This window comes from Rhizobiaceae bacterium (genome assembly GCA_023953845.1).
Taxonomy (GTDB): domain Bacteria; phylum Pseudomonadota; class Alphaproteobacteria; order Rhizobiales; family Rhizobiaceae; genus Arvimicrobium.
In genome coordinates this window covers 3,609,080-3,625,054 of the sequence record JAMLJC010000001.1, presented here as the reverse complement: position 1 = coordinate 3,625,054, position 15,975 = coordinate 3,609,080, and the positions used below count along the sequence as shown (strand labels likewise).

Annotated in this window: 18 protein-coding genes; 12 read left to right on the top strand and 6 right to left on the bottom strand. The window is 63.1% G+C overall.

Going from position 1 to position 15,975, the window contains the following annotated elements; translation table 11 throughout:
• The first annotated feature begins 80 nt into the window (after positions 1-80).
• Complete coding sequence (locus M9955_17845) at positions 81-1,358, top strand: hypothetical protein (protein ID MCO5083506.1); 1,278 nt, start codon at positions 81-83, stop codon at positions 1,356-1,358.
• A gap of 208 nt (positions 1,359-1,566) precedes the next feature.
• Here M9955_17845 and M9955_17840 read toward each other — a convergent pair whose 3' ends face one another.
• Positions 1,567-2,634: an integrase core domain-containing protein gene (locus M9955_17840; GenBank protein MCO5083505.1), complete on the bottom strand. Its 1,068-nt coding sequence runs from the start codon at positions 2,632-2,634 to the stop codon at positions 1,567-1,569.
• Between the two features lie 237 nt (positions 2,635-2,871).
• On the bottom strand, positions 2,872-3,030 hold the full coding sequence (locus M9955_17835) for a hypothetical protein (GenBank protein MCO5083504.1): 159 nt from the start codon (positions 3,028-3,030) through the stop codon (positions 2,872-2,874).
• A 220-nt stretch (positions 3,031-3,250) separates the two neighbouring features.
• On the opposite strand from M9955_17835, the gene M9955_17830 reads away from it, so the two are divergent.
• From M9955_17830 to M9955_17820, 3 genes are all read left to right on the top strand, one after another.
• Positions 3,251-3,460: a cold-shock protein gene (locus tag M9955_17830; GenBank protein MCO5083503.1), complete on the top strand. Its 210-nt coding sequence runs from the start codon at positions 3,251-3,253 to the stop codon at positions 3,458-3,460.
• Between the two features lie 109 nt (positions 3,461-3,569).
• The gene (gene rpsU, locus M9955_17825) at positions 3,570-3,800 is read left to right on the top strand and encodes a 30S ribosomal protein S21 (GenBank protein MCO5083502.1); all 231 of its coding nucleotides are present in this window, start codon (positions 3,570-3,572) and stop codon (positions 3,798-3,800) included.
• A gap of 30 nt (positions 3,801-3,830) precedes the next feature.
• Positions 3,831-4,043: a hypothetical protein gene (locus M9955_17820; protein ID MCO5083501.1), complete on the top strand. Its 213-nt coding sequence runs from the start codon at positions 3,831-3,833 to the stop codon at positions 4,041-4,043.
• Positions 4,044-4,104: 61 nt separating this feature from the next.
• Here M9955_17820 and M9955_17815 read toward each other — a convergent pair whose 3' ends face one another.
• From M9955_17815 to M9955_17800, 4 genes are read right to left on the bottom strand one after another with little or no spacing between them, the layout of a single operon-like run.
• Positions 4,105-5,172, bottom strand: a complete 1,068-nt coding sequence (locus tag M9955_17815; GenBank protein ID MCO5083500.1) for a D-TA family PLP-dependent enzyme — start codon at positions 5,170-5,172, stop codon at positions 4,105-4,107.
• A 4-nt stretch (positions 5,173-5,176) separates the two neighbouring features.
• Entirely contained in the window at positions 5,177-6,061 is an 885-nt protein-coding gene (locus M9955_17810) for a MurR/RpiR family transcriptional regulator (protein ID MCO5083499.1), read from the bottom strand.
• Positions 6,058-7,128 (bottom strand): sn-glycerol-3-phosphate ABC transporter ATP-binding protein UgpC, encoded by a 1,071-nt coding sequence (gene ugpC / locus M9955_17805; protein MCO5083498.1) that lies wholly within the window; start codon positions 7,126-7,128, stop codon positions 6,058-6,060. Before ugpC ends, M9955_17810 begins: the two co-directional genes overlap by 4 nt.
• 3 nt (positions 7,129-7,131) lie before the next feature.
• On the bottom strand, positions 7,132-7,899 hold the full coding sequence (locus tag M9955_17800; protein MCO5083497.1) for an SDR family oxidoreductase: 768 nt from the start codon (positions 7,897-7,899) through the stop codon (positions 7,132-7,134).
• Between the two features lie 185 nt (positions 7,900-8,084).
• On the opposite strand from M9955_17800, the gene M9955_17795 reads away from it, so the two are divergent.
• The 8 genes from M9955_17795 (at position 8,085) to M9955_17760 (ending at position 15,974) form a co-directional block, all read left to right on the top strand.
• Complete coding sequence (locus M9955_17795) at positions 8,085-9,323, top strand: sugar ABC transporter substrate-binding protein (GenBank protein MCO5083496.1); 1,239 nt, start codon at positions 8,085-8,087, stop codon at positions 9,321-9,323.
• A 173-nt stretch (positions 9,324-9,496) separates the two neighbouring features.
• Positions 9,497-10,366, top strand: a complete 870-nt coding sequence (locus M9955_17790) for a sugar ABC transporter permease (GenBank protein ID MCO5083495.1) — start codon at positions 9,497-9,499, stop codon at positions 10,364-10,366.
• Positions 10,363-11,187, top strand: a complete 825-nt coding sequence (locus M9955_17785; protein MCO5083494.1) for a carbohydrate ABC transporter permease — start codon at positions 10,363-10,365, stop codon at positions 11,185-11,187. The genes M9955_17790 and M9955_17785 overlap by 4 nt, the downstream gene beginning before the upstream one ends.
• A 20-nt stretch (positions 11,188-11,207) precedes the next feature.
• Positions 11,208-11,579 (top strand): RidA family protein, encoded by a 372-nt coding sequence (locus M9955_17780; GenBank protein ID MCO5083493.1) that lies wholly within the window; start codon positions 11,208-11,210, stop codon positions 11,577-11,579.
• A 14-nt stretch (positions 11,580-11,593) separates the two neighbouring features.
• On the top strand, positions 11,594-13,066 hold the full coding sequence (locus M9955_17775) for a M81 family metallopeptidase (protein MCO5083492.1): 1,473 nt from the start codon (positions 11,594-11,596) through the stop codon (positions 13,064-13,066).
• A 145-nt stretch (positions 13,067-13,211) separates the two neighbouring features.
• A complete protein-coding gene (locus tag M9955_17770; GenBank protein ID MCO5083491.1) occupies positions 13,212-13,538 on the top strand; it encodes a hypothetical protein in 327 nt (108 codons plus the stop codon).
• A gap of 134 nt (positions 13,539-13,672) precedes the next feature.
• Positions 13,673-14,836, top strand: a complete 1,164-nt coding sequence (locus M9955_17765) for a beta-lactamase family protein (protein ID MCO5083490.1) — start codon at positions 13,673-13,675, stop codon at positions 14,834-14,836.
• A 25-nt stretch (positions 14,837-14,861) separates the two neighbouring features.
• Positions 14,862-15,974 carry a pyridoxal phosphate-dependent aminotransferase gene (locus M9955_17760; protein ID MCO5083489.1) on the top strand — a complete coding sequence of 371 codons (1,113 nt, stop codon included), beginning with the start codon at positions 14,862-14,864 and terminating at the stop codon, positions 15,972-15,974.
• The last annotated feature ends 1 nt before the right edge of the window (position 15,975 follow it).

Below are 15,975 nucleotides of genomic sequence, written 5' to 3'. Positions count from 1 at the left end.
ATGATGTTTGTGGGGGTATTCATGGCTTGCCTTGCACTTGGAGCGCGCCGGACCTGGGAGCAGCCTCGGGTTCTCTCTCGATGAACAATCCGGGCTCCGGTTCCTCGGAACGAATTCAGGACCGCACGGACCGGCTCAACAAGAACTGCTTCTGCGTCACGCTGGACCTTCCGTTGCTCCGCGAAGCGCTGGAACAGGAGGCCGGTGAGCCGGCGTTCTTCGAGACGCTCATCCTCCCCAAGGCCCACCTTTTCTCGCAGGTGCCGGTGTTTCTTTCGGCCGCAGCGGTGACCGAGATGCAAGATATCGCGGTGGCGGTCGAGACCACCGCGCAGGTTGCTGCATACAAATCCGCGGTCCTTTCCTGGGCGCCGGAAATCGCGCGGGCGGATCACGGCCCGCTCGGGGCATTGATGGGCTACGACTTTCATCTTGGCGAAGACGGCCCCCGGCTGATCGAGATCAATACCAATGCCGGCGGGGCATTTCTCAATGCCTTTCTTGCAAGGGCGCAGCGCGCGTGTTGCGCCGAAATGGACATCCCCCCGACGCTGCTATCCTTTGAGGACGCGGCGTTCCGGATGTTCCAGAACGAATGGACTCGGCAGCGGGGAGCGGGCGCGCCACAACGCATCGCCATCGTCGATGACAGTCCGCCCGAACAGTATCTCTATCCTGAATTCCTGCTCGCACGGCAGGTTTTCGCGGCTCGAGGGATAGACGCGGTCATCGCCGACGCCGGTCACCTTCGCTATGAAAATGGTCGGCTCAGCGTCGACGGAATGGCGATCGATCTCGTCTACAACCGGGTCACCGATTTCGCCTTCGATCAGCCCGGGCACAAGGCCCTGCGGGAGGCCTACCAGGATGGCGCGGTGGTCGTGACACCCAATCCGCACAACCACGCACTCCTTGCCGACAAGCGCAACCTTTCGCTTCTTTCGAATTCCGCGACGCTTGAGGCATGGGGAGTGGAGCCGCGATTTCGCGCCCTGCTTGATGCCGTGCCACGCACGGTCCTGGTCAATCCCGACAATGCTGATGCACATTGGAAATCCCGCAAGGATCTCTTCTTCAAGCCGACCGGAGGACATGGCGGCAAGGCGGTCTATCGTGGCGACAAGCTGACGAAAGGAGTCTGGGCGGAAATCGCGGAGGGCGGATACGTTGCTCAGACACTGGTCCGCCCCAGCGAGCGCATGATCAAGATCGACGAGGCACCCCAGACGCGCAAAATGGACGTGCGATTGTATACCTATGATGGGCAGGTGCTTCTGGTGGCCGCGCGCCTTTATGAAGGTCAGACCACGAACTTCAGGACGTCAGGGGGCGGATTCGCGCCGGTGTTCGTGATCTGAAGCGAGAACCGATGGGGTCTGGTCTAAAGAAATCAATGCCTTAATGTAGAGATGGGGTGAATGCCGCACTCCCCTGACGGCATCGCGATGTACCAGACACACGGTCTCGAGGCAGCGACTGGCCGAGGTGGCTGCCATGGGAGCCTCTGGCGGATGCCCTCGGCGTCAAAGCCGTCAAGCCTTCTGCGGCTCGCGTCCTTACCGCGGATCATGCCGCTTCGCGGCTGTAGGACGTGATGATGCCGCCAAGCTGGCGCCGACAGCGGATCGGGCCGTCGCGGGCGGGGCGGAAATCGACCTGAAGCACGTTGTTCCCAATGTCCCGGCCGCGATGCGGGCGCTCGACGTTGTAATGGCGCACCCATGTGCGCAGGATGTAGTCGAGCTGCGACCGGCTGAAGCAGACGAAGAAATCCAGGCATTCGCGCTTGATGGTGCCGATGAAGGATTCGGCGAAGGCATTGGCGTTGGGCGCCCTGTGCGGGATCTGGATGACCCGGGCGGCTTCCGAGACCCAGACGGCATCGAAGCTGGCGCTGAACTTGGTGTCGGCGTCGCGGATCAGGAACCGCGGCGTGATCCCTTGCTCCGCGCACCACATCAGTGTGTTGCGAGCCTGCTGCGTCACCCATGCCGAGTCGGGAGTATAGGTCGGGGCGCTGCAAAACACGCGACGGCTGCCGAGATGGATGAAGATCAGCACATAGGCCGTCAGCGGCCCGCGGGCCGTCAACACGGTCTTGGTGAAGAAGTCGCAGGCGACCATGCTTTCCATATGCGCCCGAACGAACGTGGTCCACGGCAGGGCCGGTTTCTTTCTCCGCTTCTCCGGGCTCGGGTGGATGCCCGCCTCATTGAGAATGCGCCTGACCGAATTGGCGCCGGCGTAAAGCCCGAGCTTTTTCAGCTCCCCGGCGATCCGCTTGTAGCCCCAGAGGAGGTTTTCCGACCCGATGCGGATGACGACATCGCGCAGCTCCTGCGTCAGGCGCGGCCTGCCCACGGCCTTGAACGCGCGGCCGGCGCGCATCTGGGCGAGCCAGCGCTTGTAGGTCGCGGGTTTGGCCACCTCCATGAGCCCGGCGATATCGTGTCCGCACTCCGCCCCGATGCGCAGCAGCTCGGATTTTTCGGCCGGGGACAGGATGATCCTTTGCGCCGGGATGCGGGCCCGTAGAATATGGATCTGCGCCCGGAGCAGCCGCATCTGCGCGTTGTGCCGCGGCATGAAGAGCCGGGTCAGGAGGACCAGAAGGAAGGAGAGCGTCGAATTCATCTTGCCGGGCTCCACCACGGCGCTTAAAAAATTGCCGTCATGTCAATGTGATGAGACATGCCTACATTTTGGCACCCCTCTCAGGGAAGACCAGAATCGTGCGGGACGGAAGACGGCCGTCGTGAATCCACGGCGCGCCGCAGCGGACGGGTCCGTTGATCTCCGCGTGAGAGCATAGGGACCACAGTCATCCGTTTCGCTGCCAGTCGCGACTGAACCAGATGACCATTCAAACCATCATCTGCGCCATGTAAAACAATAGCTTAGATGCCAGAGAAGGTTGGACGCCAGGCCCATCCCCTCCGCTGCTTTCGCTGCGAGCTTCTCGGCCTTCTTTTCGGCCTTCAGCCTTTCGCGTTCCTTCCGTTCGAAATTGTAGTTCGGTGTGCGTGCCATCAGTTCTTCCGTGCAGCTCGACTGTTCATTCCAGGACACAAATCCACGCCCCTTGTAAACACAGGGCGTATGCCTTATGTAACCCCTATCGATCTTGCCGAATAGTTTGTCTTCGCGCTTCAGCGCTCTGCCGATCTTCCCTTCAAAATCGATCTCTCGCGCCGCATCGCATGTCGCTTTGCGTGCTTTGTCTTATCTGCCGATTTGAAAGGAAATCGTCATGAACACAGGTACCGTGAAATTCTTCAACACCACCAAGGGCTTCGGCTTCATTTCTCCCGACGCCGGCGGCGCGGACGTTTTCGTCCACATCTCGGCCGTGGAGCGCGCGGGCATGCGCTCGCTTGCCGAAGGCCAGAAGGTGAACTTCGACGTCGAGCAGGATCGCCGCAGCGGCAAGAGCGCCGCGACGAATCTGTCCGCGGCATAAGCCACACGAATTTGCGTCTCGCGCCGACCACGGATGTACTGGCGGCGTGATGAGCATCTGGGAGGGGTCGGACATCCGGCCCCTTTTGCTTTTCTGGAAGGAGATTGCTTTGCAAGTATTGGTCAGAGACAACAATGTCGAACAGGCCCTTCGTGCGCTGAAGCGCAAATTGCAACGCGAAGGCGTGTTTCGCGAGATGAAGGCGAGACGTGCCTATGAGAAGCCGTCGGAGCGCCGCGTGCGCGAGAAAGCCGACGCGGTCAGACGCTCGCGGAAAGCCGCGCGAAAGCTCGCGCAGCGCGAGGGTCTGCTGCCGGCGCCCAAGCGCGTCGCACGATAGACGCCAACAATGATCAAAGGCGAAGCCATCATGGCAAAGGAAAAATCGGAACGGACGCTGTTTCGCGAGGTGACGCTCCAGAAACGCGCCGATGCATGGCAGCAGGTGCAGGCGGAAGATGCCGCCGCCGCGAAGGCTGAAGCCGCGAAAACCGCGCGGCTTCGGGAACTGAGGCTGGCAAAGGAGGCGGCCGACGCCGCCAACGCGCCGGCTCCGAAGCCGAAGCGTTCCCGCGCGAAATAGCGCGATCACCAGGGCTCTTCGCGAGCAATCGGCATCCTTTTCGGGTGCCGCAAGCTTTGGATCACGTCACGCGGCCGCGGGCGGCGACAGGCAGCGTGTCGATCACCCTGTCGCCGGAAACCAGATGCACCTCGTCGAAGAGGTTCGACACCACGCAGGCATGGTTGGGCAGAATGCGGACCCGGTCGCCGATGGCAAGATCCGCGCCTTCCTTGAGCGCGACGTTGCCGTGCTCTTCGCTGAGCCCGGCGACAAGGGCTCCCGGCACGCCGACGATCTCGCCAAAACCTTCCATGCCGAGCGTGTCGCTGGTCAACGCCTTGGAACCCGAATCGAGAATGGCGCGGGTGGAGGTCGGCTTGCTGACGACGGTCGCCAGCACGGTCAGGGCGCAATCGTCATTCGTGCCCACGCCTTTCGCCACCTGATAGCGGTCGAGATAGATATAGGTGCCGGGACGGTATTCGGTCACCACGTCGCTGTCGGCCGCGTGCCACATGTCAGGCGTGCCGCCGCTGGAGATCCGCTCGCAGGCGATGCCGGAGGCGGAGAGCAGATCCCGCGCTTCCTTCAGCCATACATTCGCTTCGGGTGCCTTGCCGGCGGCCGGATAGGTCATCAGGCCTGCGAATTTCAGCCCTGGCGCCGCAGAGATGCGCTTGACTAGGTCCAACGCCTGCGTCGCTGTCTGTACGCCGCAGCGGCCCATGCCGGTGTCGCATTCGATCAGCACTGAAAGGGGCCGGGCAGGATCGGTGAAGGTCGCGGCAAGACCATCGATCGTCTCGCGGCTGTCGGCGGTCACCGACAGTTTTGCCCGCTTGTGCAGCGCCAGCAGCCGGGCGAGCTTCGCCTTGCCGATGATGTTGTAGGGAAGGAAGATGTCGGTCAGCCCGGCATCGGCCATCACCTCGGCCTCGCCGATCTTCTGGCAGGTGATACCAGTCGCGCCGGCTTCCATCTGCTTCTTCGCCCAGTAGGGCAATTTGTGCGTCTTGATGTGCGGCCGGAGCTTCTTGCCATGCTTGTAGGCATAGGCCTGCGCGCGCAAGATGTTGGCGGAGGCCCGGTCGACGTCGATGAGGACGCAGGGTGTTTCGAGGTCGTCGATCGTCTTCGGGGCGGTCATGATTTCAGTCTCCGAGAGGCAGACGAGGGTCGTCCACCTTCAGCATGTTAATGCTTTGCTTGATACGCCGCAGCGATTCCAGCACCTTGCCGTCGCGGCTTTCGGCGGTCGCGGTGGCAAGCATGTCGACGATGGCGAGAAGCGCATAGCGCGATGAGGTCGGCTTGTAGATGTTGCTGTCTTCCATGTGCTGGAAGGGGATGACGGTCTCGGCCGCCTTGGCCAGCGCCGAGCCCGGCGCGGTGATCGCGACCGTGCGCGCGCCATACTGGCGCGCGAGGACCACGGAATCGACGATCGACTTGGCGTAGCCCGAGATCGAGAAGGAGACGACCGTCGTCTCCGGCGTCACGACGGCCGCATACATGCGCTGCAACTGGCCGTCCACCTGCGATACCACCGAAAGCCCCAGCCGGAACAGGCGGTTCTGCATTTCCGTGGCCATCATCGAGGAGGTGCCGCCGGAACCGATGCAGAGTATCTGCTTCGAGGCCGAGAGAAGCTCCGCCACCGACATCAGCGTCGCCATGTCGAGGCCGGCGGCGATGCGCTCGATGGCCTGCGTCGCGCCGGCGGTGATCGCGTTGGCGATGCGCTGTTCGCGCACGTCGCGACTGAGCGGCGTAGGCATCAGGTAGAGTCCGCCTATCGCGATGGCCTGCGCCAGCCAGAACTTGAAATCGCGCACGCCCTCGCAGCCGAGATTGCGGCAGAAGCGCGTGACCGTGGGCTCGCTGACCTCGGCACGCGCCGCGATTTCAGAGATCGCCGCCTTGGAGGCGAAATCGAGGTCCGACAACACCAGCGCTGCCAGCCGCCGGTCGGACTTCGAGCCTTCCTGCGTCATCATCTGCAGCCGCGTGATGATGTCCGCTATCTGCGCGCTCATAGGGCGAGGCCGCTCGCCTTGTCGAAGAGATGGGCGTTTTTCGGATCGACCGTCACCGGCAGCCGGTCGCCGGGCCTGACGGGGACGCGGTCGCGGAACACCGCCCTCACCTTCTCCGCGCCGATTGAGCCGTAGACATGGGTCTCCGCGCCGGTCGGCTCGACGACATCGACTTCGATGCGCGCCGAAGGAGCGGCCTCGTCGATGCGGAAATGTTCCGGCCGAACGCCGATCTCGACTTCCTTGCCGACTGCCCTGCTGCCGGTCTCGCCCAACCGGATATGCACGTCTCCGGGCGCCTCGAACACGGCCCCCTCTCCTGTCGCCGCCACCTTGCCGCTGACGAAACTCATCGACGGCGAGCCGATGAAGGAAGCGACGAACTTGTTGGCCGGGCGGTCGTAGAGCTCGAGCGGCGGGCCGACCTGAAGGATGCGGCCCTGATTCATGACGACAATGCGGTCGGCCATGGTCATCGCCTCGATCTGATCGTGGGTGACGTAGACGATGGTGGATTTCAGCCGCTGATGCAGCGCCTTGATCTCGACACGCATCTGCACGCGCAACTGGGCATCGAGGTTGGACAGCGGCTCGTCGAACAGGAACACGGACGTATCCCGCACGATGGCGCGGCCCATGGCGACACGCTGCCGCTGGCCGCCCGAAAGCTGGCGCGGGTAGCGATCGAGATAGGAGAACAGATTAAGGATGTTGGCCGCGTTCTTGACCTTCTCCCCGGTGCGGGCGGCGGTTTCACCCCGGATCTTCGGTCCGAAGCCAATGTTCTCCGATGCCTTCATATGCGGGAAAAGCGCGTAGGACTGGAAGACCATCGCGATGTTGCGCTTTTGCGGCGGCAGGTCGTTAGCGCGCACGCCGCCTATGAAAAGCTCGCCGCCGGTGATCGGCTCAAGCCCCGCCAGCATCCGCAGGAGCGTGGACTTGCCGCAGCCGGAAGGACCGACGAGCACCACGAACTCGCCGCTGGCAATGTCGAGGTTGATGTCGTCCAGCACCTTGTGATTGCCGAAGGCCTTGGTCAGGTTGCGGAACTGGACGTCGGTCATCGCTTACCCTCCGAGAACATTGTCGATGAAAGGCAACATGCCCGCGCTCACGCCGGCGTCCACCGGCAGCACAGTCCCGGTTATGCCGCTGGCGCGCGGCGACGCAAGGAACGCGACAGCCTCGGCCACTTCCGAAGCCTCGACGATCCGTGCAAGCGGGTAAAGCCCCTTCAACTTGTCCATGATTCCGGGATCGCGCTCCAGGCGGTGCGCCCAGGCGGGCGTCCGGATCGAACCCGGACAGACGACGTTGGAACGGATGCCATTGCGGCCACACTCGACCGCCACGCCGCGCGAGAACGCGTTGATGCCGGCCTTGGCCGCACCGTAGGCCGGATTGCCGAAATGCACCAGCGCATTGACGGACGAGATGAAAACGAAGGCGCCGGAGCCGCGCGCCATCATAGCCGGCAGCAATCCGTTGGTGAAACTCGCGACGCCCGTCAGGTTGAGGCGGATTTCCGCGTCGATGTTTTCTGAGGTGAGATCGCCCACGGTCTCGGCGCGAGTCCAGCCGGCATTGTTGACGACCACATCAGGCGCGCCATGCCTTGCGAGAATATCGCGCACGGCGCTCTCGATCGAGGCCGCATCCAGCAGATCGAAGGCATGCACGGGCCAGCGCGACGCCTCCAGCGCATCGACCGACCGCTCGCAAAGAATGATATCCGCGCCCCGGTCCTCGAAAGTCTTCACCAGCGCCGAGCCGAGGCCGCCGGCGGCACCGGTGACAAGAACCTTCTTGCCGACAAATTCGCCTTCGGTCACTATGCGAAATCCCTTGTGGCGCTGGGTGGCTATGCTGTCACCTACTCCAGATTTTGTAAGTTAGCAACATTCGAATTGCTCTTGCATTCCCGATTTTGTGGGATAATGTAAGAAAGTCACGCAATTTCTGGGCCTGCCGCACGGACTCGCAGAACGCCCGCGAACTAACGACAATGGGAGACGCAGACATGAAGTCATCAATCTGGAAATCCGCCCTTCTCGGCGGCATGAGCCTGCTAGCCTTCGCCGCGCAGGCCAGCGCGGGCGAGGTGCGTGTCACGGTCGCCGAATACAGCACCAAGACGGCTCCCTACTTCGCCGACGTCGAGAAGGAGTTCGAGGCCGCCAATCCCGGCATCGACGTCCAGATCGAGATCGTGCCGTGGGACGTGCTTCTGCAGAAGCTCACCACCGACATCGCAGCCGGCACCAATGCCGACCTGTCGATCATCGGCACGCGCTGGCTGATCGATTTCGTGCAGCAGGGCATCGCCGAGCCGCTCGACGGCTATATCACGCCGGAGTTCAAGGACCGCTTCATCGACACGTTCCTGTCGCCGTCCGTCATGGAAGGCAAGACCTACGGCCTGCCGATCGCGGCGTCGGCCCGAGCCATGTATTACAACAAGGACATCCTTTCGAAGGCCGGCGTCGCCAATCCGCCCGCGACCTGGGCTGAATTGCAGGATGCGGCGAGGAAGATCAAGGAATCCGGCGGCGACGTGTTCGGATTCGGCCTCCAGGGCAAGGAGATCGAGACCGACGTCTATTATTACTACGCCATGTGGTCGATGGGCTCGGAAATCCTCAACGAAGACGGCTCATCGGGACTCGGCACCCCCGGCGCGCTTGAGGCCGCCAAGCTCTACAAGTCGCTGATCGATGAGGGACTGACCGAACCGGGCGTCACCTCGCTCAACCGCGAGGACGTGCAGAACCTGTTCAAGCAGGGCAAGGTCGGCATGATGATCACCGCGCCGTTCCTCTCCAACCAGATCAAGGAAGAGGCGCCGAACCTCAATTACGGCGTGGCCGCCATCCCCGCCGGCCCGACGGGCGCGCGTGGCACCTACGGCGTCACCGACTCCATCATCATGTTCCAGAATTCGAAGAACAAGGAAGAGGCCTGGAAGCTCCTCGACTACCTGTTCACCACGGAACAGCGCGCCAAGTTCACGCAGGGCGAAGGCTTCCTGCCGGTGAACAAGGAAGAGGCCAAGATGGACTACTACGTGAACAACGCCGATCTGGCCGCGTTCACCGCGCTGCTGCCCGACGCACGCTTCGCGCCGGTCATCCCGGGCTGGGAAGAGATCGCGCAGATAACGTCCGATGCGATGCAGAAGATCTATCTCGGCAAGCCGGAAGAGATCGAGGCGACGCTCAAGGACGCGGCTGCCAAGGCCGACGCCATTCTGAAGAAGTAGGATTGGTCCCTGTCCTTCTCCCCGTTAGCGGGGAGAAGGTGTCACGAAGTGACGGATAAGGGGCGATGCGCTCGTTTGCGACCTTTTGCGCCGCCCCTCATCTGCCTGCCGGCATCTTCTCCCCGTAAACGGGGCGAAGACAGCCTATCGCAGCCCTCAACCTGCCGAGACCGATGAACAACCGGGCCCTGCCCTATCTGCTGACCCTGCCGAGCCTGCTTCTTGCGGCTGTGGTGATCTTCTGGCCGGTCTACGACCTGATCCAGATCTCCACGCACGAGGTCAGCCGCTTCGGTCAGTTGCGCGATTTCAACGACTTTGCCAATTACACGGCGCTGTTCAGGGACCCCGATTTCATCAACGCATTGCTCAGGACCGGCCTCTGGACGCTGCTTGTCGTCGGAGGCGCGCTGCTGGTGTCGATCCCGGTGGCGATGATCCTCAACATGGATTTCTACGGGCGGGGGATCGCCCGCGTCATCATCATGCTGCCATGGGCAGTGTCTCTGACCATGACGGCGATCGTCTGGCGCTGGGCGCTGAACGGCGAAAGTGGCATGCTGAATTCGGCCCTGCGCAATCTCGGCATCATCGACCAGAATATCCAGTGGCTGGCGAGCGCGGCGACCGCCTTCCCCATGCAGGTGCTGATCGGCATCCTCGTCACCGTCCCCTTCACGACGACGATCTTCCTCGGCGGCCTGTCCTCCATCCCGGACGATCTTTACGAGGCCTCGGCGCTGGAGGGAGCGTCGCCGGTGCAGCAATTCACGCACATCACCTTTCCGCTGCTCAAGCCCTTCGTGAACATCGCCATCGTGCTCAACACGATCTACGTGTTCAACTCGTTCCCGATCATCTGGGTGATGACGCAGGGCGGGCCGGCAAACTCCACCGACATCCTCGTCACGCATCTCTACAAGCTGGCGTTCCGCATCGGAAAGCTCGGCGAAGCTTCTGCCGTATCGCTGGTGATGTTCGCCATCCTGCTCGTCTTCACCTTCATCTATGTCCGCCTCGCCATGCGGGAGAACCGCGCATGAGCCCCAAGGTCAAACGGACGCTGATCGCCTGGCTGCTTCTCGCGCCGCTCATCGTCGTGACGCTGTTTCCGTTCGCGGTGATGTTCCTGACGGCGGTGAAGCCGAAAACCGAGGTGCTGTCGCCCACCTGGTGGCCGAGCGAGTTCCGCTGGTCGAATTTTGCCGAGATGTGGGTGGTGACCAAGTTCGGTCAGGCGCTGCTCAACTCGCTCTACGTTTCGGTCATCGCGACGGTCGGTGCGATCGTCTTCTCGATCCCCGCCGCCTACGCCATGTCGCGTTTCCGTTTCGCCGGCCACGGGGCGTTCCGCCAGTTCCTGCTGATCTCGCAGATGATCTCGCCGATCGTGCTGGTGCTCGGCCTTTTCCGGCTGCTCGCCGCATGGGGTCTGATCGAGAGCACGACCGCCGTCGGCTTCGTCTACATGGCCTTCAACATCGCCTTCACCGTCTGGATGCTGCAAAGCTATTTCGACACCATTCCGAAGGATCTCGAGGAAGCGTCGTGGATGGAAGGCGGCAGCCGCTGGCTGACGCTCCGGAAGGTGTTTTTGCCGCTCGGCGTGCCGGCCATCGCGGTGACGGCGATCTTCACCTTCATCAATGCGTGGAACGAATTCGTCGTGGCGCTCACCATGCTGCGCCGACAGGAGAGCTACACGCTGCCGATCCAGGTCTTCTCGCTGGTCGCCGGTCGCTACACGATCGAATGGCATCACGTCATGGCCGCGACGCTGCTCGCGACAGTGCCGGTGGCGATCCTCTTCATGTGGCTTCAGCGCTACCTCGTTCGCGGGCTGGCGCTCGGCGCCGTCAAGTAGCAGCCCAAGGAGTTCCCCCAATGTCCAGGAAGCAGGTTTTCGGTTCGTCGCATGTTCCTCTCTCGCCAGCCGTCCGCGCGGGCGACATGGTCTACGTCTCCGGGCAGGTGCCGGTGAAAGCGGACGGCTCGATGGAGAGCGGCAACATCGAAGCGCAGACCCGGCAGGTGCTCGAAAACGTCAAGTCGGCGTTGGCTCTGGCCGGCGCGACCATGGACCAGGTGGTGAAGACCACCGTCTGGATCGAGGATGCCCGCGACTTCGGCGGCATGAACAAGGTCTACGGCACATTCTTCCCGAGCGAGCCACCGGCCCGTACGACGGTCGAGTCGCGACTGATGCTCGACATCAAGGTCGAGATCGAGGCGATTGCCTACGCTCCCAAGGGCTGAGCGCCGCCGCGAACATGCGCATCTTCACAGCCTCGCTCGCGACCGAGACCAATACCTTCTCGCCGGTGCCGACCGACCGCGCATCGTTCGAGATGGCGTTCTACGCCGGACCGGGACGGCATCCGGACACCCCAACTCTCTGCTCGTCGCCCATCGTGGCGTTGCGTGCGCGGGCCAAACAGGACGGGCTGACCGTCATCGAGGGCACGGCGACATGGGCGGAACCCGGCGGATTGCTGCAAAGGCGGGCCTATGAAGAGTTGAGGGACGAAATCCTCGGCCAGTTGCGCGCCGCCATGCCGGTGGATGCCGTCATCCTCGGCCTGCACGGCGCCATGGTGGCGCAGGGCTATGACGATTGCGAGGGCGACCTGCTCTCGCGCGTCCGCGAGATCGTCGGGCCGGACATCATCATCGCTTCCGAACTCGATCCGCACAGCCACCTCACGCCGAAGCGCGTCGCGGCGGCGAGCATTCTGGCCTCGTTCCTCGAATTCCCGCACACGGATTTTTACGAGCGCGGCGAGCATGTGGTGGATCTCGGCCTGCGGGCGGCGCGCGGCGAGATCAGGCCGGTGATATCCACCTTCGACTGCCGGATGATCCAGGTGTTCCCCACCAGCCGCGAGCCGATGCGTTCCTTCGTCGACCGCATCAAGGCGTTGCACGGCAAGGACGACGTGCTTTCCATATCGGTCATCCATGGTTTCATGGCGGCGGACGTTCCCGAAATGGGCACACGGATCATGGTCGTCACCGACAATCAGAAGGCGAAGGGTGACGCGCTGGCCGAGAAGCTCGGCATGGAGCTTTTCGCGCTGCGCGAGCAGACTGCCATGGCGATGGTGCCGCCTGCACAAGGGCTCGCGCTGGCGGCGAAAGCGCATGCGGCGCTCCCGGAGAAGCCCGCCGTCATCGCCGATGTATGGGACAATCCGGGCGGCGGCGTGCCCGGCGACGGCACGATCGTATTGCGTGAAATCCTGAAATCCGGTCCGAAGAAGGTCGGCGTCGCCACCATCTGGGATCCCATCGCCGTCAATATCTGCCACGCCGCCGGCGAAGGCGCGGAGATCATGCTGCGCTTCGGCGGCAAGTCCGGCGCCATGGCCGGCGAGCCGATCGACGCGCGCGTGACGGTCATGAAGACGCTGGCCGAGGGCTGGCAGAGTTTCGGGCGCAGCCGCGTGACGCTCGGTCCATCCGCGGTGATGCGGATCGACGGCACCGAAGTGGACATTATCCTAAACACCAACCGCACTCAGACTTTCGAGCCGGACGTGTTCTCCAATCTCGGCATCGACCCGATGGCCAAGGAACTGCTGCTGGTGAAGTCCACCAACCATTTCTATGCGGGTTTCCAGCCGATCGCGGCCGAAATCATCTATGTCGCTGCGCCGAGCTTCTATCCGAGCGATCCGCGCACGACCGACTACCGCAAGCTCAACAGGGCGATCTGGCCGCGCGTGGAAAATCCGTTCCGGTGATCCTTTGCAAAGGCTCGATGTCAATCGAGCCCAAAGCAGACCGCGATGGCGATTCCATTCCAATTTTCTCGGAACATTTGGGTTTTCCTTCCGTTGCCTAAGCGATCGCAATGACGATCCAAACGTTCAACGGAAGGAAAGAGTCATGACATTCAAATCCCTCGCCCTCGCGGCTGTGACTGCAACGCTGCTTTCCGGGGCCGCATTGGCCCAGTCCGCGGACACGACCACCACGCAGTCGACCGGCACGCAGGGCAGCCCCGAGCCACAGACCCAGGTCCTGATGAATGACAAGGCCAAGATGGCGCCGTTCTATTCGGACGAGGCGATGACCACGCTGAAGACCGGCGACGAGTTCAAGGCAGCGTTCCAGGCCATGTCGGCGGAAGACCAGCAGCGTCTGCGCGACGAGTGCTTGAACAGCACGTCTCCGCGCGACACGTTCTGTGAAGGGCTGAAGACATTCCAGTAATCTGTCCACAAGCAGTCTGGAGGGCGCCGCATGGCGCCCTTCCCACTTGAATTGGGCCATCCGCCTCTCGGCCTTGCCGCTTCATGGCGCCATGAAAACCGCCTAAGGCTACCGGACACAGTCCGGAGCTTTCCATGTCGGCAGTATTTTCGCGTCGTGACATCTCGCTCGCCAACTGGCGCGAGCATCCCTTCAACACCTACAGTTTCCAGCACGTCGCGGAATTTGTTCCGAGCGCGGAAATAGCTGCGGGAAAAGGCCCTGCGCCATACCTCGGGCTGCGGGCGCTCGACGGTTTGACCGTTACGCACAATGCCCTCGGCAGGGTGTCGGTGGCGGATTTTCTGGCCCGCACCCATGGCGACGTTCTCGTGGCTCTCAAGAATGGTGAGCCGGTCGCGGACTGGCATACTCCGCATGCTTCGCCCGAAGCGCCCCATCTCGTGTTTTCCGTGACGAAATCCGTCACGGGCATGCTGGCCGGCATCGCGTGGGGCGACGGGCTCCTCGATCCGGATGCTCCCGTCGGCAACTATGTTCCGACGCCGCCGGACTGCGCCTATGCCTCGGCGCGGGTCCGCGACCTGCTCGACATGACGGTGCGGCTCGACTTCGCGGAGGATTATCTCAACCGGGACGGCCCGTTCGACCGCTATCGCCGCGCCATGCTCTGGAATCCCGAGCGGCCGGGCACCGTTCAGGAAACGATGCGCGAAGTGCTCGCAGCGCTGCCGCGCAGCGCCGGAGCGCACGGCGAAGTCTTCTTCTACGCCTCGCCGAACACCGACATGCTCGGACTCGTCATCGAAGCCGCGACCGGCCGCCGCTATCACGAATTCCTGCGCGAACGCCTCTGGCTGCCGATGGGCGCGACGGGCACGGCGCGGATCACCGTCGATCGGGAAGGTTCGGCGCGAGCGGCCGGCGGGCTTTCGATCACGGCCCGCGACCTCGCGCTGCTCGGCGACCTCGTCATGAACGACGGACGCACGCGGGCCGGCAGGCAGGTGATCCCGGCCGCCTGGATCGCCGACATGCGCAGCAACGGTGATCACGCAGCCTGGAAAGCCGGCGGTTTTCCGGGATTCTTCCCGGCCGGCAACTATCGATCCTGCTGGTACGTCGCCAATGACGGCCGAGGCGGTTTCGCGGCGGAAGGCATCCACGGCCAGCGCCTGTGGGTCGATCCGACGAGCGGCGTCGCGATCGCCAAGCTGTCATCCTTCCCGGCCCCGAGCGACGATCCCGCGAGCGTCGCCGACTTCGACGTGCTTGCGCAGATCGCCAAAGCCCTTTAGCCAATTGGTTTTTGACGGCGAGACCATGAAACAACGCCCTCCATTAACGCCCGTCGTCGACGCCCTGCCCTCCTTTGTGCCCTTCGTCGGTCCGGAGGCGCAAGAGCGCAGCCGCGGTCGCCCGTTCCGCGCCCGTATCGGCGCCAACGAGAGCAGTTTCGGCCCGTCGCCCGGCGTCATCGCGACGATGCAGAAGGTAGCGGCCGATCAGTGGATGTATTGCGATCCCGACAATCACGACCTGAAGGCAGCGCTTGCGGCGCATCTCCGCATTCCGATCGGCTGTGTCGTCGTCGGCGAAGGCATCGACGGCCTTCTGGGGCTCGCCGTGCGGATGCATATCGGCGAGGGAACCGGCGTCGTGACATCGCTCGGCGCCTATCCGACCTTCAACTTCCATGTCGCCAGCGTCGGCGGACGCCTGATCGCCGTGCCGTTTCGCGACGACAAGGAGGATCTCGACGGGCTGCTCGCCGCCGTCAAACGGGAGAAGGCGCGCATCGTCTACCTCTCCAACCCGGACAATCCGATGGGAACGTGGTGGGAGGCCGAAGACGTTCTGCGCCTCGCCGATGCGCTGCCCGAAGACGTGCTTTTCATCCTCGACGAGGCGTATGGCGAAACCGCGCCGGTCTCCGCGCGCCTGCCCATCGACGTCTCAAGGCCCAACCTCCTCGTGATGCGTACCTTCTCCAAGGCTTATGGGCTCGCCGGCATACGCTGCGGCTATGCCATCGGCGAGGAGACGCTGATCCGCGACTTCGAAAAGATCCGCAATCACTACGGCACCAGCCGCATGGCGCAGATTGCCGGTCTGGCTGCATTGCAGGATCAGGACTGGCTGGCTCATGTCGTCGAGCGCGTCGCGGCGGGGCGCGACCGCCTGAGCGAGATCGCGCGCTCCAACGGGCTCAGGCCGATCGTCTCCGCCACCAATTTCGTGACGATGGATTGCGGGTCGGACGGCGCCTTCGCACTGAAGGTCATGCAGCACCTCTTGTCTCGCGATGTCTTCATCCGCAAGCCGATGGCGGCGGGGCTGGACCGCTGCATCCGCGTCAGCGTCGGCCTCGACCACGAACTCGACATTTTCGCCGAGGAGTTGCCGGGCGCTCTGGCGGCGGCGCGAGGCAATTGAG